The 22,284-nt window shown below is 38.5% G+C and carries 22 protein-coding genes, 2 tRNA genes and 2 pseudogenes; 10 read left to right on the top strand and 16 right to left on the bottom strand.

The window, feature by feature from the left end:
- Positions 1 to 270 precede the first annotated feature (270 nt).
- The 8 genes and pseudogenes from dctP to BLQ17_RS10750 form a co-directional block, all read right to left on the bottom strand.
- On the bottom strand, positions 271 to 1,269 hold the full coding sequence (gene dctP / locus BLQ17_RS10785; protein WP_092222679.1) for a TRAP transporter substrate-binding protein DctP: 999 nt from the start codon (positions 1,267 to 1,269) through the stop codon (positions 271 to 273).
- A 103-nt stretch (positions 1,270 to 1,372) separates the two neighbouring features.
- A complete protein-coding gene (locus tag BLQ17_RS10780; protein WP_218121763.1) occupies positions 1,373 to 2,677 on the bottom strand; it encodes a TRAP transporter large permease in 1,305 nt (434 codons plus the stop codon).
- Between the two features lie 2 nt (positions 2,678 to 2,679).
- Entirely contained in the window at positions 2,680 to 3,180 is a 501-nt protein-coding gene (locus tag BLQ17_RS10775) for a TRAP transporter small permease (protein WP_092222676.1), read from the bottom strand.
- Between the two features lie 108 nt (positions 3,181 to 3,288).
- On the bottom strand, positions 3,289 to 3,648 hold the full coding sequence (locus tag BLQ17_RS10770) for a RidA family protein (protein WP_092222674.1): 360 nt from the start codon (positions 3,646 to 3,648) through the stop codon (positions 3,289 to 3,291).
- Positions 3,649 to 3,670: 22 nt separating this feature from the next.
- A complete protein-coding gene (locus BLQ17_RS10765) occupies positions 3,671 to 5,098 on the bottom strand; it encodes an NAD(P)/FAD-dependent oxidoreductase (protein ID WP_092222672.1) in 1,428 nt (475 codons plus the stop codon).
- On the bottom strand, positions 5,082 to 5,393 hold the full coding sequence (locus BLQ17_RS10760) for a 2Fe-2S iron-sulfur cluster-binding protein (protein WP_092222670.1): 312 nt from the start codon (positions 5,391 to 5,393) through the stop codon (positions 5,082 to 5,084). The genes BLQ17_RS10765 and BLQ17_RS10760 overlap by 17 nt, the downstream gene beginning before the upstream one ends.
- Complete coding sequence (locus tag BLQ17_RS10755; RefSeq protein WP_176761179.1) at positions 5,386 to 6,507, bottom strand: NAD(P)/FAD-dependent oxidoreductase; 1,122 nt, start codon at positions 6,505 to 6,507, stop codon at positions 5,386 to 5,388. The genes BLQ17_RS10760 and BLQ17_RS10755 overlap by 8 nt, the downstream gene beginning before the upstream one ends.
- 497 nt (positions 6,508 to 7,004) lie before the next feature.
- Positions 7,005 to 7,190 (bottom strand): annotated as a pseudogene (locus BLQ17_RS10750) (transposase); the annotation flags it as partial.
- Here BLQ17_RS10750 and BLQ17_RS23195 point away from each other — a divergent pair.
- On the top strand, positions 7,143 to 7,328 hold the full coding sequence (locus BLQ17_RS23195) for a hypothetical protein (RefSeq protein ID WP_176761174.1): 186 nt from the start codon (positions 7,143 to 7,145) through the stop codon (positions 7,326 to 7,328). The pseudogene BLQ17_RS10750 and the gene BLQ17_RS23195 overlap by 48 nt on opposite strands.
- Positions 7,244 to 7,564 carry a transposase gene (locus BLQ17_RS23515; protein ID WP_342674182.1) on the top strand — a complete coding sequence of 107 codons (321 nt, stop codon included), beginning with the start codon at positions 7,244 to 7,246 and terminating at the stop codon, positions 7,562 to 7,564. The genes BLQ17_RS23195 and BLQ17_RS23515 overlap by 85 nt, the downstream gene beginning before the upstream one ends.
- Positions 7,565 to 7,952: 388 nt before the next feature.
- On the opposite strand, the gene BLQ17_RS22865 is transcribed toward BLQ17_RS23515, so the two are convergent.
- Positions 7,953 to 8,483, bottom strand: a complete 531-nt coding sequence (locus tag BLQ17_RS22865) for a hypothetical protein (protein ID WP_218121762.1) — start codon at positions 8,481 to 8,483, stop codon at positions 7,953 to 7,955.
- Between the two features lie 256 nt (positions 8,484 to 8,739).
- On the opposite strand from BLQ17_RS22865, the gene BLQ17_RS10735 reads away from it, so the two are divergent.
- The 3 genes from BLQ17_RS10735 to BLQ17_RS10725 are packed head-to-tail and all read left to right on the top strand — an operon-like array spanning position 8,740 to position 10,481.
- On the top strand, positions 8,740 to 9,330 hold the full coding sequence (locus tag BLQ17_RS10735; protein ID WP_092222664.1) for a hypothetical protein: 591 nt from the start codon (positions 8,740 to 8,742) through the stop codon (positions 9,328 to 9,330).
- Positions 9,327 to 9,578, top strand: coding sequence for a hypothetical protein (locus tag BLQ17_RS10730; protein WP_092222662.1), 252 nt, complete (start codon positions 9,327 to 9,329; stop codon positions 9,576 to 9,578). The genes BLQ17_RS10735 and BLQ17_RS10730 overlap by 4 nt, the downstream gene beginning before the upstream one ends.
- A 54-nt stretch (positions 9,579 to 9,632) precedes the next feature.
- A complete protein-coding gene (locus BLQ17_RS10725; protein WP_218121761.1) occupies positions 9,633 to 10,481 on the top strand; it encodes an HNH endonuclease in 849 nt (282 codons plus the stop codon).
- 212 nt (positions 10,482 to 10,693) lie between these two features.
- On the opposite strand, the gene BLQ17_RS10720 is transcribed toward BLQ17_RS10725, so the two are convergent.
- From BLQ17_RS10720 to BLQ17_RS10705, 4 genes and pseudogenes are all read right to left on the bottom strand, one after another.
- Positions 10,694 to 11,515 carry a trypsin-like serine protease gene (locus BLQ17_RS10720; protein ID WP_176761178.1) on the bottom strand — a complete coding sequence of 274 codons (822 nt, stop codon included), beginning with the start codon at positions 11,513 to 11,515 and terminating at the stop codon, positions 10,694 to 10,696.
- A gap of 28 nt (positions 11,516 to 11,543) precedes the next feature.
- The gene (locus BLQ17_RS10715; protein WP_092222659.1) at positions 11,544 to 13,253 is read right to left on the bottom strand and encodes a retron Ec67 family RNA-directed DNA polymerase/endonuclease; all 1,710 of its coding nucleotides are present in this window, start codon (positions 13,251 to 13,253) and stop codon (positions 11,544 to 11,546) included.
- 419 nt (positions 13,254 to 13,672) lie between these two features.
- Positions 13,673 to 14,254 (bottom strand): annotated as a pseudogene (locus BLQ17_RS10710) (type I restriction-modification system subunit M N-terminal domain-containing protein); the annotation flags it as partial.
- Positions 14,255 to 14,685: 431 nt separating this feature from the next.
- Positions 14,686 to 16,410 carry a hypothetical protein gene (locus BLQ17_RS10705; protein ID WP_092222657.1) on the bottom strand — a complete coding sequence of 575 codons (1,725 nt, stop codon included), beginning with the start codon at positions 16,408 to 16,410 and terminating at the stop codon, positions 14,686 to 14,688.
- Between the two features lie 470 nt (positions 16,411 to 16,880).
- Between BLQ17_RS10705 and BLQ17_RS10700 the strand changes: the two genes are divergently transcribed.
- The 5 genes from BLQ17_RS10700 to BLQ17_RS10680 all read left to right on the top strand — a co-directional run bounded on the left by BLQ17_RS10700 (position 16,881) and on the right by BLQ17_RS10680 (position 20,839).
- Positions 16,881 to 17,702, top strand: a complete 822-nt coding sequence (locus BLQ17_RS10700) for a metallophosphoesterase (protein WP_176761177.1) — start codon at positions 16,881 to 16,883, stop codon at positions 17,700 to 17,702.
- Positions 17,699 to 18,436 carry a hypothetical protein gene (locus tag BLQ17_RS10695; RefSeq protein WP_092222653.1) on the top strand — a complete coding sequence of 246 codons (738 nt, stop codon included), beginning with the start codon at positions 17,699 to 17,701 and terminating at the stop codon, positions 18,434 to 18,436. Before BLQ17_RS10700 ends, BLQ17_RS10695 begins: the two co-directional genes overlap by 4 nt.
- A 375-nt stretch (positions 18,437 to 18,811) precedes the next feature.
- The gene (locus BLQ17_RS10690) at positions 18,812 to 19,270 is read left to right on the top strand and encodes a hypothetical protein (protein ID WP_092222652.1); all 459 of its coding nucleotides are present in this window, start codon (positions 18,812 to 18,814) and stop codon (positions 19,268 to 19,270) included.
- 202 nt (positions 19,271 to 19,472) lie between these two features.
- Positions 19,473 to 19,694, top strand: coding sequence for a helix-turn-helix domain-containing protein (locus tag BLQ17_RS10685; protein ID WP_092222650.1), 222 nt, complete (start codon positions 19,473 to 19,475; stop codon positions 19,692 to 19,694).
- Positions 19,694 to 20,839, top strand: coding sequence for a tyrosine-type recombinase/integrase (locus tag BLQ17_RS10680; protein WP_092222648.1), 1,146 nt, complete (start codon positions 19,694 to 19,696; stop codon positions 20,837 to 20,839). Before BLQ17_RS10685 ends, BLQ17_RS10680 begins: the two co-directional genes overlap by 1 nt.
- Positions 20,840 to 20,928: 89 nt before the next feature.
- Here the strand turns inward: BLQ17_RS10680 and BLQ17_RS10675 are convergent.
- The 3 genes from BLQ17_RS10675 to BLQ17_RS10665 all read right to left on the bottom strand — a co-directional run bounded on the left by BLQ17_RS10675 (position 20,929) and on the right by BLQ17_RS10665 (position 22,234).
- Positions 20,929 to 21,006: transfer RNA gene (locus BLQ17_RS10675), tRNA-Pro, on the bottom strand.
- A 45-nt stretch (positions 21,007 to 21,051) separates the two neighbouring features.
- Positions 21,052 to 21,127 (bottom strand) — tRNA-Asn (locus tag BLQ17_RS10670).
- A 264-nt stretch (positions 21,128 to 21,391) separates the two neighbouring features.
- Positions 21,392 to 22,234, bottom strand: a complete 843-nt coding sequence (locus BLQ17_RS10665; RefSeq protein WP_092222646.1) for a hypothetical protein — start codon at positions 22,232 to 22,234, stop codon at positions 21,392 to 21,394.
- Between the last annotated feature and the right edge of the window lie 50 nt (positions 22,235 to 22,284).

The following is a 22,284-nucleotide window of genomic DNA, read 5'->3' as shown; positions in this document are numbered from 1 at the left end:
TTTCATTTAGTAATTTAAGTGGGCTCTTACAGTCAAGAAGGTTGCAAAAACCTCACCTATTTAAGGCGAAAACAACAATAAAAATAAACTGGTAAGCTAGAACGCGTGGCTAGTCCACGACCACTACGACGGATCCAAAAATCGAGAAGATCTTTGCATATAAAATTGCATAGAATCAATTAACTATGCGAAGAGATTAATTTTAATTTATGTGGTTTTATATCTTAACCTATCCCCGCAATTAATCTGCTGGGGATAGGTATCTATATTTTACTTTACAATGCTGCCAAGTATGCTCTGTCCCCATTCCTTGCCAACATCTTCAAGAACTGCAGGCCATACTGTTTTATGAATTTTTTCTTCAATTGTAGCAATCTGCTCATCGGTGATTGGAACGATTTTTGCTCCATAATCCGCCAGTCGTTTTTCGTTGGCAGCCTGATCTTTTTCCGCGGTTGTCCAGCGATGATCTTCAAACTGACTGGCCGTATCTGAGAATTGCTTTTTCAGATCATCTCCCAAACCATCAAAGTATTCCTTGTTGACAATGAGGAACCATACTTCAAAATGGGTGTTTGAAGGGATGTAATATTTTGTTACATCTTTAAAAGAAGCATAATAACCTTCGGCGCCAGAGCCAATTACACCGTCAACAACTCCGGTTTGAACTGCGGTGAAGGCATCAGAAAAAGGAATTGGGGTTCCCAAGTAGCCGGTGTTATCAGCTAAAAGTTGAAAGGTTTTCAAAGGTGGTACTCGAAGCTTGATTCCTTTGGCTGCATTTGGGTCACCAGGTGAAGCCGGTTCTCGATTTAAGGCAATCCCTCCAAAATAAACTGGATAAACTGCAAGTAGCTGGATATTCTGTTCAGCATAAAGATCAGCCACAACCTTACGCAACGGCCCATCCACTCCATAGTTTTTCTTCGCTTGTACCCAATTTTTCAGCATGTAGGGGAAATAGGCTAACTGAAAACGTTTGTCGGCTGCTGATGCTGCTGGTTGACAGGCCATATCGATTGCACCTAAACTGATTCGTTCCTGTACAACGGTAAAGTCACCTAAAGAGCTGGACGGATAAATTTTGGCTTTTAGATTACCCCCACTCATCTCTTCCAGCTTTTCAGCAAACCACCGAAGATCTTTATCGATAGCAGTGTCCTGTGGACGTACATGGGAAACTTTCAAAGTTTTTGCCTGCACAACTCCCGTCAACAATACTAAAAAGCTACAAAGAATAGCAAACCTGATCATATGACGTGTTTTCATTTTTTACATCCCCTCGTGTTAATTGATTGAGTGTTTAGAAACTGATATTTCCATCTTTTATAGAGATTCAATTTCCTCAATGGCCCTATTTGACAAGTCGATGTTAATAACCAAAAAGACTTGGAAAATAGAGAGATAAATTCGGCCAAAAAGACGTTAGAAAAACCACAGGAATATACCCAACTCCTATAAGAATCATAGCTGGTTTTATGACGTCACGAAATTCTGCATTACCTATTCGCATGCCAAAGTAAAGAATAGAAGCATAGGGAGGGGTTACTCCCCCCATAGCTGTATTGACACCCATAATGGCGGCAAATTGAACGGGACTGATTCCTATTGCATTCATCAAAGGGAGAAGGAGCGGACCCATGAGAATAATTGACGTTGAATCATTAACAATCATACCGACAAAAAACAGAAGGAAGTTAATAATTATAAGCAGCAATACTTTATTGGTAGTTATAGCAAAAATTCCTTCCACTAAAGCCTGGGGCACATCTTCCATAACAAATATCTGGCTGAGCATCAGACTGAAGATGATCATCACCATGATTGAGCCTACTGCTGTTGCAGAGTTTTTGGCCGCATTGAGAAATGCATCCATTGTCAATCCCTTATAAATTAGAAAACCAACAGGAATCCCATATACAACAGCTACGGCAGCTGCCTCTGTTGGAGTCATAATACCGCCATAAATTCCACCAAGAATAATTACAGGCATAATCATCGCTGGTAGAGCACGGGAGGTATGCTTAACTCCTTCTTTTGCCGTTTCCTTGACGGTCTTTGGTGGATCGAGAATCAATGGGAACTTTCTAGCTATTACCAGATTAACGATACAAAAGAGTGCAGTAATCAATAAACCCGGACCAAGAGTTGCCAGAAAACAGGCCAGAATAGAGGTATCTGTGACCCAGCCATAGAGGATCATAGTTACACTGGGTGGTATGAGAAGGCCAAGTATAGATGAATTTGCCACCAGAGCTGTAGCATAACCACGAGGGTACCCTTTTCCTTCCATCTCAGGTATGAGCAGGGGGCCTGTGGCAGCGACACCAGTCAGGCCACTTCCTGAAATTGCTCCTATGATGGCACAGCTAAGCGTAGCTACAACACCTAAGCCACCACGAAATCTGCCTACAAAGACATTAACAAACCGGAGCAGGCTATTAGCGATGCCACTTTCGCTCATGATGGCTCCAGCAAAAACAAAAAGAGGAATACAGAGAAGCACTGGATTGGCAAGCTGAGAGAACCCCCAAGCCATTGTCCCTTTCATTGTGCCGCCACCAAAACTACACATAAACATGAGAGCTCCACCGAAACAGTATGGTAGTGGTACGCCGAAGCTGAGTAATACAACAAGTATTCCCAGAGAAATGAGTGAAATGGTTACAATGTCCATCGTTACGCTCCTTGCTCAACTTGCTCAAATTTCTCGATTTTCTCGAATTCTAATAATTTTCCAATATTTCTTATTAAGTAAATCAGCGCGAACGTAGTCATCAATAGAAGACCTATGAAAAACGAACATTCCGCGTAAAAGGTGGGTATATAGAGAGTTGGGCTTTCTTTCCAGACCTTCAGAGCATAACGAAAGTAATCCCAAGACCAGTAGGTAAACCAAAAAGAGACTATTACACCCATCAAATCGGCAAAAACACGAACAATCAGCTTCGCCCTGTCGCTATTAATAAAAACATCAAGGACATTGGCTTTTATTTGGGTATCTTCCCTTGAAGCGTTGACACTTCCGAGGAAATAGAGCCATAGCGTCGGGTATACTAGAATCTCTTCTAGGCCCATGACAGGTATTTCCAAGATGTAACGCATGATGACCTGAAAAAATTCTCCTGCTGCCAACATACTGATCAATATTGTCAGTGAATATTTAAAGAATCGCTCCATTGCAAACTCCATTCTCCAGATATGGTTTCAATGTTATGCCAGTTAGTTGCTTTATATGTCGGTAACTCATAAATTTTTATGCACCAACATCCATTGAATTGACGTCAATTACTCTTGTCGTTTGGCTGCAATTACAGAGATCTCGACAAGGAGATCGGGGTGTGCAATTCGTGCTTCGACACATGCTCTCGCAGGTGCGTAACCTTCAGGAACCCATTTGTCCCAAACGCTGTTCATGGCAGTGAAATCCTTCATATCGCGCAAATATACCGTAGCCGAAAGAATATGTTTTTTATCACTGCCTGCGAGTTGTAATAAGCCTTCAACTTTAGCAAGCATACTTTCTGTCTGCAGAACAACAGTTTCCTGACTAGCTTCACCAACCTGTCCACATAAGTATACGATGTTGTTGTGGCAAACAATTTTACTCATGCGACTGGATGTTTCTTTTCTACTGATTTCAGTCATAAGTTGCTCCTAGTTTCGATTATTACTTTTTCATGTTCTTAAACAAGTCGGCCTCTTCTTGAGATGAGGTATTGAGATTCATTTTAGCAATTTCACTAAATGGAATTGCTTTTAGAGGCGGCCTGATACTTAAAAACCCTACCATCTCAGGAGTGCTGTCCAATTCTGCTGCTACAATTTCAGCTAGGGCTGGCCCACACATACGGCCTTGGCAAGGTCCCATACCACAACGAGTGACAATTTTTACTTCGTTGACTTCACAAACTCCTTCTTTGACGGCCTTGCGAACATCACCAACGCTAACATTCTCACAGCGACATAGGGTGGTTTCATCTTTGAAAAATTTGCCATCAATTTTTGGACTATACATTGCATCGATAAAGGGTCTAGGCAGTGAGTCATAATTAATTGCCTCAAAAATAGGTTCTGCCAAGGTGTCTCGCTCGTACTTAGGGATAAATCCGAGACATCTTGCAACTTCTAAAGCGGCGATCTTTCCACGGTATTCTGCCGCCAGTGCACCTCTTACACCCGCACCATCACCTGCTGCAAATATTTTCTCAAAACTGGTTCTTCCCCAGCGATCACAGGATGGAAACCAGTAGCGCTGTTCACTGTTCCACCTCATAGTACAGCCGATAAGTCTGAAAATATGTGAGTTCGGAATAACCCCAAAATGGAGAAGGAATAAATCTGCAGGAAAAGTTTGTTTTTTACCATTTACAACTGCTTCCACTGCCTCTACCTTGGTTTTTCCAATAGCGGAAAGCTCGCTAACTCCCTTATAGTGTGGAATTCCGGAATTTTTTATATCACGAAGCATTTTCAAGCCCTTGAAGAGAAAGTCGGTACGACGTAAGGCCGGAATCACATGCTGCAGTGTTTTCCCAGAGGGAATTTTACTGGTAGTTTCAAGAATGGCGGCAATCTGAACACCCTTTTTAGCCAATACACTTGCCTCAAGAAGCAAAATCGGGCCACTTCCTGCAAGGACAACATTGCCTGAAGGCAATAACCCCGCTTCTTTCGCAAGGTTGTTTGCGGCACCTGCACCCATTACACCTGGTAAATTCCAACCCGGCAAAGGGAAGGGGCGCTCCATGGCGCCAGTCGCAATTATGATATAGCCAGCTTGTATTTCCTGTGAAATTCCATTGCGCGAATAAGTGACACGCCCATCTCTCTCAACGTTCCAGACGGTAGCACCATTTTCATACTCAGCACCACTTTTGTGAAAATGATCCGCAAGTTCAAGCCCTCTACGATACTCATCTCCCATAGAACTCAAAGTTGAGTTGGATGCAGTTTGGACTCTTCGGTAAATCTGGCCACCCACTCTATGTTGTTCATCAAGAGTCAGTACTCGAATTCCCATTTCTGCAAGAAGTCTACTTGCCGTTAGACCAGCAGGTCCGGCACCAACGACTATTACATCATAATAGCGGCCCATTCCCTTCTCCTTCTTGTTCCTTTAGCCGTCGATTGATAATCAGACCTTCTTGAACTTCCACGAGACATGCCTGTCGCTGAACGCCATTTATCTCCATCAAACATTCGCAGCAAACTCCCATGAGGCAGTGTGGGGAGCATGGTTTATGAGATGATGGTGAAATGCGTGAAATGATTTCACCTATTGCCAGTAGACCTGAAGCGACACTTCCCCCACTAGGTAGGGCTTTCTCTTTACCATCCAGGACTACAGTTATTAGTTTTTCTTTTGTCAAATCTTCTTGTTGCTTAAACATTGAATCGCTCATTGCTAAAATGTGCTATTTGAGAAGCTTCATTTATTCCAAGTACCCACGGCGCTATAGCGCTTGTTTTCAGTGGAGCCAGCGATACCGCACTATGCATTGCCATTATTGTGATATTCTCATGCTCTGGAATCCTGCTGTAAATCGGAGCTCCATCTGGAGTCATAATTCTGAGGGCACCCCATGAACGGACCCAGTTGAGTTTTTTCAATATTGGGAAAATGCGAACGGCATTGCATGCCAAATTTTTCATGGTTGACAGCGTAACACTATTATCATGGGCTGTATTTTCGGTTGAAAATCCAATCAGAAATGTTCCGTCCGTGGTTTGACGAGCACAAAGTAACGGGATCTTCAATATTCGCTTATACCGCTCACTTACCATGAGCTGACCGCGTTCGGCATATATATGAAGCTTTTGTCCCAATGGTGTTAGGAGTCGTTGTGAACCATGACCTGCAGCAATTACCAACTTGCCGCAATTATAGAGACCTTTGCTGGTCTTAACCGATATGGTGCCATCCTTTTGCGGTAAGATAGATGTGACACTATGGTTACCATAATATTTTCCGCCTTTTTTTTGGAAGGCACAGCGGACAGCGCCTAATAATTTTAGAGGGTTGACATGACCCTGCTCTGCTGAGTACATGACCCCTGTAACATCTTCACCAACTTCAATATCCGGGACCATTTCGGCAAACACCTGCCTTGAAAGCATTCTCGCTGGATAATCAAGACCACTTTTTCCACAGACCTCTCTTAGTGTCTTTATTGACTTTTCATGAGCAGCATACTGCTCCTCTCCAAACGCATGAATAGCTCCACCGGTCCATTCCAACTCCAGATCGTATCCGGTTTCTTGTTCTAGTTTTCTTGCAAAATCAGGCCATTGTTGAATTGCCATGCGAGCCCATTTTGCGTAAACAGGATTATTAGAACCTTTACATAGAAACCAAGTCAGGCCAAAATTGCCTCTGGATGGCCGCTGTGAAGTGAGCTGTTCGTCAAATACAAGTACTTTACCGGCGCCTTCTTCGACTAGCCCTAACGCTGTTGTTGCGCCACTAATTCCACCACCGATAATAATTACATCAGCTGTCGCCACTGAAACCCTCCTCAGGATAGTATCTGATTAGATCGGATTGCTTGATTATAAAGACCCATATGAATTGTGAGTTGATTTCTAATTCTTACTAGATCTGCGCACTCACATTGCGAAAAGCATGCCAGTAAAAAAAATTAAGATTTTGAAGAGTGAGAGTTTATGTTTTAGAGAAAGGATAATTTGTTTTGCAGTTAACATAATGATATTTAAGCAAATAACATTATTAAAGAATTAGATAAAAATTAAACAGAGCTTTATTGTGCGAAAAAGGAGAGCATTTTCCTGGCAACAGAATCTGATGAATGTGTTCTATTTTAGGACACATTCATCAGGTTCATGTAAAAAACCCTTTAAAATTGAGCCGAACAAGGCGAGTACCAATATGGCACATGTAGCAAAACGCTACACATCCGTAAGCTTTCTATAAAAAAGAGACAGATGAAAAGTAGAGCTTTCTGGCACAATAGCTCAATTAGGAGGTACCTATTAAAAGGGGTTCATCCGGCAAACGAGTACCTGGTCCGATGCAAATGATAGAGTCGTAGTTTGAAATATTCCATGTCTCGAAAGCCGTAAGCTTGCCGTTTAAGCGTCTTGATTTTGTTGTTGATCCCCTCTACCGCCGCATTGGTTATATGATGCTTAAAATAGTTGAGGATTTGTTCTTTGAACCTATTGATGGTCAACCCCAGCTAAAAGAGAAAAACTTGAGCACTACCTTGAAAAACAACCAGCCATCAAAAGTTTATGGCTGTTTTCTCAGGACCTGGCTGATCTATTCAGAAACAAAGGCAAGAATCCCCCGGCATGCAAAAAACTGATTCATGATCTGTTAGAAAGAATTGAGATGCTTCGGGCCAGTCCTTTTCGACCGATGCAAACGCTTGGAAAGACCCTGATGAACTGGCTGAACCCTGTGGTTCGAATGTTTCGTTTCTATAGAAGCAATGGAATTCTAGAAGGCTTCCATCGAAAGATGAAGCTTATCCAACGAAGAGCTTACGGGTTCAGAAACTTTGAAAATTACCGATTACGGGTTAGAGTGCTGTGCGGATAAAAAAGGATAGAAATTTGATCAAGCTACATGGGGCCTATAAAGCACATCCCCTTTCTTTGGTGGAGACCCCCCTATACAAGGATTTTTGAGCACCCACTGCACCCAATTTGCACCCAAACAAAAAAAGCACCTACAGCAAAAGCTGTAAGTGCTTGATATTGTGGTCGGGGCGGTAGGATTCGAACCTACGACCTCCTGCTCCCAAGTTAAGAATCTATTGATATTTTCAACATCATAACTAATTAATTTAACAAAGTATTCTGGGGACTCTTGATTTCAACTACAAATGCGCATAGTGTGAATCGGGTGCATAAAATCAATAGGTTACGCACGGTGTCGGCACAAAAGGGTAGACATAGGGTAGACAAGATCACATCCGATCTTGGTCTTAATCAAACGGTATACCCGGTTGTCCACCTTGACATTTAGGACATTTTCTCAACCATATATCAGTACCATTCGCACCATATTCATGACCACATTTTCGATTGAGGCATTTCATCTTATATGCTTTTTGCCCATGATCAGTTCCTTCAACACCTGTTGTACCTAGATTTTTCTGATTATTCTTATTTATGTATCCAATCTTAGTAGTCTTGGTCGAACCGTCTTTGTACTTAGATGCCTTTGTGAATAAACGTTTTATGTCTACCTTGACGTTCTGAGTTCTCATTTCATACCCTCGGTTTTCCATAATTTGCCTGATCATATGACCAATCATCTGTTTAACCCTGTCAACCTTAACGTCATTGCCGAATCGCTCTAATAAAGGTTTCGAAACAGATTCTGCTGCGGTTTTTCCAAACTCAGTAGCAAGTTCCATTCTTACTACGTTCTCGCTTTCATTAAGAAATTCCCATAGATCCTTCCCTAACTGAAGTTGTGCTAAATCTGAAAATTTACCTGCATTGTAATCCATATCCCCTCCTTCATAGAATTATCAAAACCATCGCATTAATACAGGTATGATTACATAAAAATCAGACGTTGTCAAATTATTTAGACCGGTCTTGTAGGCACTGTAATAAACTTTTCATTTCATCAACTATATGCGCACTACATTTTTTTACTTGACTTTATACACACTGCAGCATATTTTAGAACCATATCAACACCGAGTCACGATGAATCGCAATAAGGCGCATGATAACATTTTCAACAGGAGAACCAGAACCATGGTTGAACGGATCAACATAAGCATACCTGATGGTTGGCAAGAAAAAATTCAAAACCTAAAGGACAGACAAGGTTTCAACAAAGATTTTAGCATTTCAAAAGTATGCCAAGATGCCATAGAGAACGAACTTGAAAATGCTGAAAGGCGTGCATTGATCTGGGAAGATGGAGTTGGATACGGGAGGGAGTATTACGATAATTTATCTCCCGAAGAACAGGATAAAATTAAAATAATGGTCAATAATCTCCCTAGGCAATTCCCTGAAGATATACTCAAACTACTCGTCAAATCGAAAGTTATAACTTCCGATAATTTATCAAATCATGCTGAGATGTTGAAGTACTGGGGGACAGTACACGAAAGATTTAAGTTTCTAAAAGGATTTGGTTCAAGTGATGATTGGGACGAATGGATTGGTACCCCCCCTACTCACGAAGGTGTAGAGATTGAAGACACAGGTATTCCCGATCCTAGATTTGAAGGAAATTTTTTAACTGCTGCCGATATTAGGTATCAAAAGGTAATAGAAATCTGGAGAAAGGGTTTACTTACGGGCATTAAAGAAAATGCAGAAGGTGAACAGAAATGAAAATGACGAAACATGCAACAGAAAGGTCACAGCAAAGGTCGTTGCCCCTTGAAGCACTTGAGGTAGTAATGAGACATGGACGTGTCTCATATGCTTCTGGTGGTGTAGAGAAGTTGTTTTTCGGCAACAAGGAGTGCGCAGATGCAATAACTGAATTGAAGAAAGTAATAAAAACATTAGAACGGGCCAAGGGTGGCACCATCATTCTAAACAATGAAAATATAATCACCGTCTATAAGCAGCACTAAGGTATTAGCATTCGCAAAAAAGTAATCATAGATCAATTTCAAAGAGACTTTATTATGAGAGAAAAATTCTATAATTGGATGCAGCAAGTTGAAGGTAAAACCAAGAAAACTGCATATTCATATATGAATGCCATAAACGGGGTCTCGAACCATTACTCACATAGTTCCAGCAGGGAAATCAATATTTATGAAGTTGATGATCTAGGATTGCTGACTGATATCTCAGATGATTATTCGACAACAGGAAGATTCGCAAAATTCGGTTTTGGAGGTAATGGGACTATACGTAACGCCATTGCCACATATGTTAGGTTTTATAAGTATGATTCATCACATGGCAGCATTACATCACCTAGTCCTAAACAAAAAACTTCCAACCATGTCATAAGACGAAGCAACCAAAACAAAGTACATATTAAATCTACCAACAATTTACTGAAGAATGCCCGATACAGAGGAAATGCTATAGGAAATTCTCAGAATTTATTTATTAGGAATATTCTGAGCAATTTAGGTAACGAATCCTTCTCAGAATCAGATTGGAATGAAACAAAGAACTATTTTGACAACAAATGTGCATATTGTGGCATGGAGAATGAGAATTTGGTAATGGAACACGCTATTCCTATCAACAAACTCGATCTTGGTGAACACCGATTAGGTAATTTGGTTCCTAGTTGTAAAGAATGTAATAACAAGAAACACCATGCAAACTATAGAAATTTTCTTGTTAATCAACCGGAAGAACTTGCCAAAATACAGGAATACATGGAGCAAAAAAGCTATTCTCCACTTTCAGACAATGAGAACTCAGATACTATCACGGAAATTCTGAACATGGCCCATGAAGAGATAGGTCAGTTAGCACAGCGATACATTGCAATAATCAACAAATTGTTGTGACAAATTTAACACCTTAATGAAACGACATATTTACAAATGTATGATGATTACATTATCAATATTTCACGTGCGGTCTTAAAAAGGAAGACTCTTTCCATCAGAATACATCTAGGTATTTAATGCACATGGTTTATTATAATTTCTTGCATCAATTAGATAAATATTTTTATCGTTAGAACATGATTCAAATGATGAAGGTTGAATAGATTTACTTACATATATTTATTTATCATATCAATTATGCAGTTAATTCTTACAGCAACCATTACTTTAAATTCAGATTTATGTTCAATAAAGATTCCTGCCAATCGACCAATACATTGGGCATCAGTCTTGTATTGATTTGGATTCGCCAATCTTCCCATATCTAACATTGCTCCACCACTGATTCCTTGAGGATTCAATGAGTTAACAATATTTCCATTGTAGTCTCTTGATTTTTTTGAATTAAAGTCAAGAAATAAATGTTGGTCTCCAGATACCCCTAAACGTTTGCACAACTTATTGTCATTCTTCACAACGGAAGAATATTTATATAAATGAGATTTAATTAAACGATCTTGAGCAAAATATTTTTTATTTTTTGACCGTGGGTAACCAAGAGCAAGGAATTGCCTACCTTTAGTATAATCCAATCTTAGGCACATTTCATGTTCGTTAACAAAACTAAGTTCATCCAGATCCCTTTGTAAGGAATCAGAAATCTTTAAAAAGGAAATATCATAATGGTCATCACCCCTTTTCCCATAGGGTTTAACTGTGCTTTTGAATTCATTCCCTAACTCCACCAACTTAGATTTTGCACCTATATATAATTTTGAAATATTCAGATTATCAGCAACATGCGCTGCTGTAACAATTATTTTTTGATCATTAACTTGGATAAGAACACAAGACCCAATATGATAAGGGTTTTCTCTTTCATCACTGCCATATATTGGTCTGACCGAATTAATGAATTTATCAGCACCAACATCAGCACACTCATCCATACGCTCTCTAACTAATTCATTTACCGTTTTTATTAAATTCATTTCGCATAAAATTGGATTAATAGAATTCTCATGCATAGTCAGAAATAACGTCTAAGAATAAATCAAAAACCCCTCTAAAATTATCAAAGTTAATGCTATCTTGATTTGCCTTAACGACTTTATGGGCAAAGACCTGCTTGGAATATTCTTTATCACGGTCAATGTCGTTTTCTTTATTAAAAGTTTTCCCGTCAATAACAGTTGCTAAAACACTTGGATCAAACAGGTCTTCAATTGCTGTGTTTTTTGAAGAAACTCTTGGAATAAAAACGACATATAAATTATCAGTATACTTTTGATATGGTTCAACTTTACCATTTTTTTTGATGATTTTCTTTTTTATTTCTTTAGCACCTTTGTCGTCATCAACAAGTATAATTACAGGGTGTTTTTGACCAGTACCATGGTAATAACCCATTTGTTTTTCATACCTGTCCATGATGCCTTCCAAGCCGGAAGTCCCATCAGCCAGATTGCATACATTGAGAAAATTTTTTGTTTTATTAAGAAATGTTATCAAATAAGAGACTGCTGGTGTAGTATCTATAAGGGTAGGATAAGCAGATGCTAATTTTTTTAATGCGCATTGTAGATAAATCCTGTCTGTTTTTCCCTCACAAATGATTAATGGTTTTTCTAATGCAAAGCAGTGCTTGTAAAATAGAAAATCTCTATAAATTTTTGCTGTATTTGATGTCCCGTTAAATTTTTTAATGTTTCCGATAAAATTTTTCTTTTGATTTTGTTTGTCTTTTCGCAATTTGTTTGACGATCTAACTTGATAAGTAAAACTCAAATATCCTTCAAGTTGTTTAAAATTTCCGGGTGATTTAACAATCGTCTTTGTTGCAGGATCTAATGTTTCAAAATAGTACTCATCATTTCTGAACAAGGAATGACACATTGCTCTTGTTTTCTTATAATATTCCCTTTTAACATTAACTTTCTTATTTACGACTAGGCCTGTAGCTATCTGCCTTGATGTCTTGTACTGCATCGAAATTTTATCACTATTTAGAGTAAACCCGACTTTATCAATTTCCTTGGTCAACTTTTTACTTGGCAACCATTCTGAATCAGATCCACTCTTCTTGTAAGCAATTAAGCATGGAAACTCCTTCTTATTAGTCGAAAAAGTAAGGTCGTCAGCATAACGAGTGTATGTAACCTTCGCTCTTTTTGCGAGATTGACCATTCTAATATCTAATAAATGCCCAACTAAATTTGATATTACCGGTGAACAAGGACTTCCTTGAGGTAAACTGTTGTCATGACAAGCAATCTGCGCAATAATAGTTGCTATCTTATCGCACAGTTGGAAATGCTTATTTTTTATAAAAAAACCTCGTACACGACCGAAGTTGATCGAAGGGAAGAAGTCTTTTAGATCTACATTAAATACATGCCTTTTTGATTTGTGAGGAATAGCATTTGTGATGATAGAAAATTTCTTTTTAAATCCATGTGATATATTATTTTTATGATTTAACTTATCATTAATTTCTATCTCACACTTCATCAACAGTTTAGCAAGACTCTTTTGTAATCTTTTTAATCTTTCATCAGGAGCATTGATCAGACGTGTACCACCACTTTTTTTGGGGATATCGAATGTAGTGTATTTTGAAGTAGATGGTATCTTATAGACTATATAAGAAAGTGCGCTTGGTTTATAACCAAGAATATCGGCAAGGTCGCTCAGGGTCGTTGCTAACTGTAGTCTTTCAAGATTGCTCATAACTTGTTAAAAAAAATGTGACTTATAGGAACTCTTATGCGAGATCAGGATCTCACAGGATAAGCGAAGGATCAGGGAGGCAAGTCTACCTACCTTTGTTTTCATATAATTGCGAAACACAATAACAAATCTACCTATAAGTCACCACGTCAACTGACTATAATTATTATCAAACGTCAAGTCGTTAAGCAGTTGTGGCAAAATTGATACCCAACTCGCTTGTTTGACTACCGCAATGTGATATTTGTGCTTATGCTGGCAACCATCCAATTGTAAGATTCCGAACCTCAGGCCCTGAATCACAATCACCACCCAATTTGGGTCAAATAAACTGCCATTAGGCCTACTCTGGCAAGTGTACAAGTTACTCTTTAGCGGATTTTGACAAAGTTCTGAATTTGTATTATTATGTCAAACGTTGGTTTGATAACGTTCACCATGGCACGAATAAGCGGTCGTGGCGTGTAATATTCACCACCATTGCGACCAGCATTTCCCATATTTTTTATTTTTGTTTCATATAAATGGGACAACTCATGCTTTTCTTTTTGTGAGTTGAAGTGCAGTTGGTCAACCAGTTCAAGTGCATCACGTAAGGAATACCCACTTTGGAACTTGTTCTTGATCTCACCAAAGATCTCTCCAATCTTATATTCAATGGTGTCCGGTGAGGATGCACGTTGCTTGAACCCATTCAGGTAAGGAAAAAGTTCACGATCAACGTATTCAATCAGGTCATCACCTGTAAGAGCAGTGTCATGGTCAAAACTACCGTCTGCACGTTTAGGTGCTGCCCATTGTGACCACTGGTAATTATTCTCTATTATGAACTCATAATCTTTACCAAGTAGTTCTGCTTCTATTGCCCTTTCTTTTTCTAAATCATCAATATATTTAAGAAATAGCATCCAAGATGTTTGCTCTGTATAATCCAATTCAGATGAACAACCTGCTTCCTTCCAAAGCACATCATCAATATTTTTAAATGTCTGTTCGAACATGTGTGTGGTATTTCCGGTAACTGATATGGTTAATTCTATGTGTAAATACTTGATTATGATATACTATTGTAAGCATATACCACATTCCGCAGAATGTTAGAAGGATTACCTATGTAATGCAGAAAAGAGGTAGTTGCGGATGGATTACCAGTCATCAGACCAATGGGAATACAATGAGTTACCTTGTTGCCCTGCGTGTTTACAATGTGGTACAACAGTTGAAATAACTGACGAAGATAAGACAGCAGCCCTTGCACTATGGGATATTTATGATTGGATAGGCAAAGTGGAGCTAATGAGTCAAAAATATAGATGTGAATCATGCTGGTACTGTTGGTAAATATTAAATCCTTCTTGTTTTTAATTAGATACAGGTGTTGTCCCACTGGTTGTGGTTTCCAATGGAACAACACTTATAGATAATGGTCGGATTAACCTACAGTTACAGTTGGTTCAAATCCATTTGTTCGACTTTCAAGACGATATGAAGTGATCATTTGTTTCATCGTCTTATAGGCATTATCACGTGTTACGATTATTTCATCGTGAATCCCTAGTCCACAGATCCCTTGATCCATCAAAGCAAGCAAGGCATGGCGCATAACGCTAGAATCTACATTTTGAAATGAGACACCACTGTCATTACACCAAAATTCTTCTATTAACCGATGATGTTCCCTCATCTTGTTTATCAATTGTTCAGCATAATCTTCATCAATATCAAGATTAAGAACCTTCTTGATTTTGTTAATTGTTCCATGAATAGCACTCTTCGGATTCGGTGCATTTATAGCAATCAACGATGATAATTTCACTTCATCACGACTGTACCCATCAATCTCGTATGGATCTGAATGTGGGCATTCTTTCCCCATCATATGGTATGCCAGAAATATGTGTAATCCCTTAAAATCTAGTCCAATAGTAGGTTTACCATCAATGTAGATGTGTTTACGCAACACCTTCGGTAATGAGATCCATTCCATTCCATATGTTCTACCACCATTCTCAAATGAACCTCGGTTAAAAATGGCACGAAGAGATTTGCTCAGTATTTCAAAATAAATTTCTTTAACGAAGAAATATTTTTCTCCAACTTCAGAAAGATCTAAATTCTTATTATGTGCTATTTCTTTACTTAGTATAGATATATACTTATTATCCAATAAATTATTACTACTTATTATAAATTTATTATCAATTTCCTCTCTCACTATATTAATATAATTCTCATCACTTCCCCATTCTCTATCTTCTAATTCTAATTTCTTAATCTCAATTCTACTACTAATAATACTTTCTAATAACTTAATTATAAAAGAAACAGGGAGCATGATATTTTTGGCATGTACTTCGATTCTTCTTTTTGAGTAAAAGTTGTTTAAGCATTGAAGATCTGATCTTAACCGGTTGGTAAAGTCATTGTCTTCGTAACCAATCAACTTCTTATAGGTTTTCTTATATCTGTTGACGTTTCCATTCTTATCTTTTTCACAAAACCATCTTTCTACTTCATCTTTAAGTATTACAATTTCCTTGTGATTCTCGTCCTTGAAAGAATATTTAGATTGAATATTTTCAAAAACCCCTTTCAATCCGGTAAGAATGTACCTAGTGCAATAACCTTTGTGTCTTTTAGTCCCCGCTTTGTGTTTTATTTTATCAATATATCCTAATCGTTGAAGTGCATCTAAGCAGACACATAGGACACGAATATCGAATATAAAATGATAGTATCTTGATATATTTTTCTTGTAATAATATGTTTTGTCACGAATAACCCACAGCAATCTATTTGACTTGTATGATTTCAATAGTACAGGAATAATATGGTCTACATGGTCACTGATTGGTTTATGATTTATGAATTTTTTGTCTATCATCTTACCTAGTTCAATGCATCTTACAATGTAGGTTATGTTGTTATCTTCATCTTGATTCTTACGTTGTTCACGCAGTGACTCCAATTGGTCATTATTTTCACGGTACACTCTCATAATTTCGTTAATAACCTTATTTCTGATTATCACCATCTGACGGTTATAGTAGTCCCGGCCAGTTTTGTCGGTAAACTTCACAACGAGTGCATTTAATGAAATTGCTTTTTTGATTTGTTTTTGACTTATGTTGTTAGTTTTTAATGTGTATTTACGCATGATTATATGTTCCTTTAAGATATGTCAGACTTTGCTGACGTTTATAAAGTTACATATATCCAGAGAAATGACGTACTCAGGTTGAATAAAGGGGATTATCGTGAGTGATAGAGCGTAATAACATGATTTTAAACAGTTTTATTTCTTTTGATTTTTTACTGTGGTATGTATTTGTGGTACTGGAAAAAGGTGATTTTTCCGGCTTTTTTTAAGTTCATCTTGTCCTTGGTTTTCCAACAAAACCTCTAATTTTTTGTGAATGATCTGATTTTTCAGTACTGCATCACCCATCACTGATCAATACTATTGCTTTACAGACAATCCCATTGACAAAGATCAGAATTGAGATCTATTTTAGAACACGTGTACTGGTCAGTTATTCTATCAATAAAATGCTCTACAACGTTGATATTTCAATCAACTTTTGTTATAATAATAAATTGGAACTTCAACTATTAAAGGTAAACATATTGGAGATTGACACTAGGGACTTATACAAACAAAAAGCACACCTGATAAAGACCTTTCAAAATGAAGGACGACATCTTCAGATAACCAATACTACTGGTAAACTAGTTGTGGTTGGTGACCTGCATGGGGATGGACGTACACTGCACTATCTCTTGAACAAGTACTTTTTCGAATCTTCTGAATTTATATTATTATTTCTCGGTGATTATGTTGACCGGGAACCGTCAAGTTGGAACAACCATCCTTCTGCTGTAATTGATCAACTACTACTATTAAAACACCAGTATCCAGATAAGATTTTTTTGCTTGCTGGCAATCACGATTTAACCCCCAAACGGTATGTTCCATTTCATTCTGAATTCTGGAATAAACTTAATTCTGATTATTATCATTTTTACAGTGATGTTCTAAGTTCAATACCAGTGGTAGCAACAACAAGTCGTGGCATTGCCTGTTGTCATGGAACATTGCCACTACGTTCAGATTTCACAACCTTTGATCTTAATGATAGTGAATGGATAGATAGTATTTGGGCAGATTATTATGAAAATAATGAAGGTGTTAGTAGGGTATATAGACCTGTCAGACTGAAGCATCATTTTGACCAGTCAATGAAAGCGTTTAAATCCTCCCTGTTGATCAAAGGTCACAACCCCTCTGCACCATTACTAATGTACACCAATCGTTGTATCACGATGCAAACAAACCGTTATTACAACGATTATTGTGGAATGCACATTGCTATCGTGGACTTGACCAAACCAAAAATTGAAACTGCCGATGATATTGAAATTGTAGAGTTTGGTGGGGTGGCATCATGACGAAAACCAAAACTATACAATATGGAGTTTGTTTAGATCTAAACATAGGATCACAAGGGCATTTCAGCATACTTCACCGTCCAACACCCGATTCTGACGCATACCTTGTTTCAGTTATGAGCATTGGTAAACAGTTGAAAGATATCAAATTATCATTGTTTTACGATGATCCTGAAATCAATCAGCAAATAATCAACAATGTAGAATACTTTCTATTAAAACTAAACCCTCAGTCATCACTAAGTCATAGAATTGGATACTTGAAATATTTCACAACCACTACCAGCAATTTCATGGGGCAAGTGATTTTCGGTTTCGTTCCCTGCATTTCCCACGACAATATTCTTTATTATTTCAAGGCAAGATCATTGATGAAGGAAATATACACACACTATACTTTTGATCAGTTGCAACGTTTTTACATTGATGAGGTTGGAGCAATTCTGAAGGATAAAGTACAAGGGAGATCACCACTTGAACCCCATGAGTACAACCAAAGACTACTATGGTTGTATGATCTAACTTATGACAAGATCCCTAATCGGGATAAATTTACCATAAAACCAAAGGACAAACCTACACTGCCAGAGTATGCAAAATGGTTAAGTGGACTCACAATCGACAATTTCAATATGTTAGTGAAATATATGGAAGATGTGGTTGTGATTAACAACGTTGATACACCCATGCTTTACCGGTTGTATTACGTCAATCACCAGTTGCATCAGGGTTAATCAGAAATTGATATGGTCTGTGCTGGTTGGACTAAAAATAATCTGAATCTTTATTATTCGCAAAATCAGTTGGATAAATCTTCTAAACGTTAAATCTACCTACAATGAAACAGCAGTAATATTGATATATACTATATGTAATGTTGATAGTAGAAGGATAATACTATTTCTGATTATTAAAAATGAGGGATATCAGCACCTTAAAATTATACTAAAAAGATCAGGATTCTTATTATAATTTACTGTAATCACAAGAAAATTATTACATTTACCCTGTTGACTTGTCTCCTGAAACATTCTATCGTTATCCCCATACCGGTAAATACTAACCCCTTGCAAGGGATCAAATTTAAAACCTTTAAAAAGGAAAATATCATGAAATATTTAAAATTTGATCCAAGAAGGATCAGTAATGATTTGTACACAAACTTTTGTGAAGAGTTAAAGTCGGCTGGTTTTACAACATGTGAATGTTCTAAATGTACCGAATACAAGAGGACATTATTCAGTGTCTGTTATAAAATCGCTGGCAAAATTCGTGTCGAAAAGGGTGGAATGAGTCGAAGTGAATTTAATAATCTGATTGATAGAATTGCAGTAACCGCTGCTTGTTCATTAATCAACCCAATGCATTTTGTTGACAGATGTGATTGGAATGAATGTGGGGATAAATTACTACATTCTGAAATCAACGATGAAATGATTTTGTTATATGAGTTGATTGAATTGGCAAGTAAAATTCTGACAAAAGATGAGCGACATGTTCTAGGTCATAATTTTCGTATGATCTTAAGTCTTAATTTGACACATGAAGACCTAGATTTGGCAGCATAGCAATGAATCGTTGATATAACTGCACTTGTCTTTTTAAATGTAGAGTAAGTGCGGCTACTCAATATAACAAATTAATGCGTGTGGTTATTAAGTAATCAGTAACGTTATAGATAGAATAGATTAAATGTGATGTTCAATAATAACTTGGGAACCTAAACGCATTTCTGACTGCCCCAATGCCCGGTGGCAGAAAGGATGCAAAATGGAAAAAATAAAACAAAACCTTATAATAAATGAAATACTTACAATAGCAGACGTTGCTGCTTTTTTAAGGATTCACAGAAGTACTGTCACCAGATATGCAAAGTCTGGTGAATTAAAGAGTCACCTGATTGGCTCTAGGCGTCTATTCAAAAAAGAAGACGTCTTAACGTTCTTTGACAATCAAGAATCTCCAGAATACGTTTCACGGAGGACTTCATAATGGCAACAGTTAATATTGTGAAACGTAACAGAGAGAAAGGAATGCGGTATCAAGTGTATTTCAAAGACCCTTCGACCGGTAAAAAGAAGTACTATAAAACTTTTCAACGACAGAAGGATGCCCAACAGGCAGCAAACGATCTTCGTGCTTTACTTGATTCTGGGAAATTACCGGATAAAAGTCGTAATAAAGTTCACATGATGACTTTTAAAGAAGTCGCTGATATCCTTGAAATAGAGTGGAAAGAAAAGTTCCAAACAGGTGAACTTGCTGAAAAAACTATTTCAACATATACGGACGGATTGCGTCCAGTTAAAGTAGAATTTGGAAAAATCCTTCTTAACGAAATCAAGGAAGAACACATCAAATCCTACAGGGCAAAAGTTGCTTCTGAATTGAGCAATGTATCTTCCAACAAGAGACTCTTTGCAATAAAGCAAGTTTTTAAGAAAGGCATAGAACTCAACGTTGTTATGGATGATCCAGCAATAGGTATAAATAAACTCAGCGAAAAGGAACATGAGCGCAATCGTTTTCTTCTTCCCAATGAATTATTTGCATTAGTCGATGCTGCCAAAAAGACCAAAGCAAAGCATTATCTACCAGCATTGATCTGGCTTGGTGCTGAACACGGTGCATCGAAGCAAGAAGTACTGTCGTTAAAGTGGTCAAAGGTTGATTTCGACTTTGAAAATGATGGTAAAATTAGACTTTTCCGAACAAAAAACATGATGGAAAGAACTGATTTCTTAATGCCAAATACAAAGGACGCTCTTTTACACTGGAAGAAGCATCAGGAACAAATGAGAAAACGAAAACGAATTAGTGCTGGTGATTCAGATTTTGTTTTCAGTCATCTTAATGGTTCACCTATCAAGTGCTTCAACAGGGCATGGTGGTCTGCTCTTAAAATTGCTGGCATAGAGAATTTCCACTATCATGACCTAAGACATACCTTTTGTTCAAACCTGATTCTCTCAGGTGTAGGTATTAAAGAAGTAAAAGAAATGATCGGACATAGCGATATTGCTATGACAGATCGTTACTCCCACTTGTCGATGGATCATAAGTTGAGGAAACAAAATCAGTTATCCGATTACTATGCAGCACATGCTTCTACATGTACTGAGTACCTTGTGGGGTAGACATAGGGTAGACAAAAGGAGAATTTGAGCAAAACAACGAAAAAAGCACTTACGAAGACAATTGTAAGTGCTTAATTTTACTATCGAAATGGTCGGGGCGGTAGGATTCGAACCTACGACCTCCTGCTCCCAAGGCAGGCGCGCTAACCAGGCTGCGCTACGCCCCGATTCTACTGAAAAAGGCTCGATTATATAACCGAGCCTTTTTTATCTGGCTCCCCGGGACGGACTCGAACCGCCGACAGGGTGGTTAACAGCCACCTGCTCTACCGACTGAGCTACCGAGGATTATGAGTATTTCAGCTACCAAGACTCGATGTAGACGACCAGCACCTGCCTCGAATCAGCGTAGGCGGGCAATATATACCGCACAGAAAGAGGTGTCAATATATTTTATTTGAAAAAACCGATCTTTTTTATTTTCACCCTGCCGATTATTCCACCGAGACCCAAGGCTGCCACACAGGCATCCGGAATATTTACACTTTCACCATCAGGCCGCTCAACACAAAGTTTCCCGTGGCCGTTTTTTTGACTCCACGCTGAATTTTATCATTCTCCAAACATGTTCTGGATTCCCTTGAGCATCTCACCCGCCTGCTCCATGATCTGCTTTTGTGCGTCCTGCATCTGTTTTTTGACAGCCCCTTCCTCGCCGGTTTTTTCCTGGAACATGGTCATTTTTTCTGGATCCTTCAGCACTTCAATGGACTGAATGGCCATCGACCGGCCCACCTGTTCCGCATCAGGGTCAGCCACGGCGGTTATCCCCGGCGGATGATTGAACACACTAGCATCGGTGACCTTTTCCTCCAGCGATACGGCTTCTGATACCATTTTCATTCCCATCATGGCGACTTCCGACTTCAACACGATATCAGTTCCGTGCATTATATAGCTGACACTGCCCCCCATAACGGTGACCTTGTCGCAATCATATCCGAGGATTACCAGAGCATTCTCTTCAACCTTGGCTCCAACCATAGTTCCGGCGGCGACACCTGCCTTTTCTGCATTGCTGAGCACTTTATCCTTGTCGGCAGGTGACAGTTTTTCATATTCTTCAACCATATATTTCTGAGGATTGACACCTTGAACACCTTCATGGGCCTGCAGGTCATACGTATAAATATAGTCCGGTGTTACAAACTCTATGGTCCTGTCTTTTACCGTCGTTCCCATCATTTTGGTCACTGTTTCCCGGTAGGTCGCACGTTGCCTTCCATAGTCACGAAGGTAAAGAGTTTCCTTGCCATTTTCAAGCCCACTGATTTTATACACTACAGTCAGCTCCTTGTATGGCAGCTTTTTCTCCCACGGCAGCGATTCCCCGGCAAAACCCTCGGCAACACCAAAAACAGCAACCAGCAGCGAAACAATCATCAATCGCAACATTTTCTCCCCCTTTCAATCACAACAGCTGTCAAAATAATAGTAAACGTGTA

It is taken from the genome of Desulforhopalus singaporensis, assembly GCF_900104445.1.
Lineage (GTDB): Bacteria > Desulfobacterota > Desulfobulbia > Desulfobulbales > Desulfocapsaceae > Desulforhopalus_A > Desulforhopalus_A singaporensis.
This window is presented reverse-complemented; position numbering and strand designations above follow the sequence as displayed.

What these genes read in the sequence shown, in the direction of transcription:
- BLQ17_RS10775 (WP_092222676.1), bottom strand. Translation starts at nt 3,180, where the DNA reads ATGGAGCGATTCTTTAAATATTCACTGACAATATTGATCAGTATGTTG.
- BLQ17_RS23195 (WP_176761174.1), top strand. Translation starts at nt 7,143, where the DNA reads ATGATGCTTAAAATAGTTGAGGATTTGTTCTTTGAACCTATTGATGGT.
- BLQ17_RS10725 (WP_218121761.1), top strand. Translation starts at nt 9,633, where the DNA reads ATGAGAGAAAAATTCTATAATTGGATGCAGCAAGTTGAAGGTAAAACC.
- BLQ17_RS10715 (WP_092222659.1), bottom strand. Translation starts at nt 13,253, where the DNA reads ATGAGCAATCTTGAAAGACTACAGTTAGCAACGACCCTGAGCGACCTT.
- dctP (WP_092222679.1), bottom strand. Translation starts at nt 1,269, where the DNA reads ATGAAAACACGTCATATGATCAGGTTTGCTATTCTTTGTAGCTTTTTA.
- BLQ17_RS10720 (WP_176761178.1), bottom strand. Translation starts at nt 11,515, where the DNA reads ATGAATTTAATAAAAACGGTAAATGAATTAGTTAGAGAGCGTATGGAT.
- BLQ17_RS10695 (WP_092222653.1), top strand. Translation starts at nt 17,699, where the DNA reads ATGACGAAAACCAAAACTATACAATATGGAGTTTGTTTAGATCTAAAC.
- BLQ17_RS10780 (WP_218121763.1), bottom strand. Translation starts at nt 2,677, where the DNA reads ATGGACATTGTAACCATTTCACTCATTTCTCTGGGAATACTTGTTGTA.
- BLQ17_RS10730 (WP_092222662.1), top strand. Translation starts at nt 9,327, where the DNA reads ATGAAAATGACGAAACATGCAACAGAAAGGTCACAGCAAAGGTCGTTG.
- BLQ17_RS10760 (WP_092222670.1), bottom strand. Translation starts at nt 5,393, where the DNA reads ATGTTTAAGCAACAAGAAGATTTGACAAAAGAAAAACTAATAACTGTA.
- BLQ17_RS10680 (WP_092222648.1), top strand. Translation starts at nt 19,694, where the DNA reads ATGGCAACAGTTAATATTGTGAAACGTAACAGAGAGAAAGGAATGCGG.
- BLQ17_RS10690 (WP_092222652.1), top strand. Translation starts at nt 18,812, where the DNA reads ATGAAATATTTAAAATTTGATCCAAGAAGGATCAGTAATGATTTGTAC.
- BLQ17_RS10770 (WP_092222674.1), bottom strand. Translation starts at nt 3,648, where the DNA reads ATGACTGAAATCAGTAGAAAAGAAACATCCAGTCGCATGAGTAAAATT.
- BLQ17_RS10765 (WP_092222672.1), bottom strand. Translation starts at nt 5,098, where the DNA reads ATGGGCCGCTATTATGATGTAATAGTCGTTGGTGCCGGACCTGCTGGT.
- BLQ17_RS22865 (WP_218121762.1), bottom strand. Translation starts at nt 8,483, where the DNA reads ATGGATTACAATGCAGGTAAATTTTCAGATTTAGCACAACTTCAGTTA.
- BLQ17_RS10705 (WP_092222657.1), bottom strand. Translation starts at nt 16,410, where the DNA reads ATGCGTAAATACACATTAAAAACTAACAACATAAGTCAAAAACAAATC.
- BLQ17_RS10685 (WP_092222650.1), top strand. Translation starts at nt 19,473, where the DNA reads ATGGAAAAAATAAAACAAAACCTTATAATAAATGAAATACTTACAATA.
- BLQ17_RS10735 (WP_092222664.1), top strand. Translation starts at nt 8,740, where the DNA reads ATGGTTGAACGGATCAACATAAGCATACCTGATGGTTGGCAAGAAAAA.
- BLQ17_RS10665 (WP_092222646.1), bottom strand. Translation starts at nt 22,234, where the DNA reads ATGTTGCGATTGATGATTGTTTCGCTGCTGGTTGCTGTTTTTGGTGTT.